We start from the raw sequence: 533 nt of genomic DNA on the forward strand, positions 1-533 counted from the left end.
AGTTCATTTATTTTTATAATTCCATAATATAGATCATTTAATGTTGAATTATAATCCCTATTAATTATAAAACCACAATTAGGGCATTTATATATTCTATCATTTAAATTTATATTGTATTTATTATGGCATTTAGAGCATTCTTTGGTTGTTGGCAGGAATCTATCCAGTAATATAAATGTTGAGGCCTTATGTTTAAGTGCTTTCTTAATTCCACCTATACTAGTGGATTCTATTCTCTTGCCAAAGAGGTGCTTCCATGAATTAATATTATCATCCTGTGTTATTACTATATCATAGTTTGATGATAGATAATGGACTGTTTTATTCACTGTATCCTTTCTTTTATTAGCGTTTTTTGTTTGTTCTATATTGAGTCTATTCTTCAGCTTATAATAGTTATTAGAGTTTTTTATTTTCTTTGATAATCTTCTCTGAATTCTTTTTTCTCTTTTAGATTTTGGTATGCCATAATTTATTATTAAACCATTGGACAATGTTAATTGATTTTTAATTCCCAAATCAACTGATAC

The 533-nt window shown here is 26.1% G+C and carries 1 protein-coding gene; it reads right to left on the bottom strand.

The window, feature by feature from the left end; all coding sequences use genetic code 11:
- On the bottom strand, positions 1–533 hold a 533-nt coding region (locus AOG55_RS09885), incomplete at both ends, for an RNA-guided endonuclease InsQ/TnpB family protein (RefSeq protein ID WP_156318782.1).

It is taken from the genome of Acidiplasma cupricumulans, assembly GCF_001402935.1.
In the GTDB taxonomy this organism is placed as follows: Archaea; Thermoplasmatota; Thermoplasmata; order Thermoplasmatales; family Thermoplasmataceae; genus Acidiplasma; species Acidiplasma aeolicum.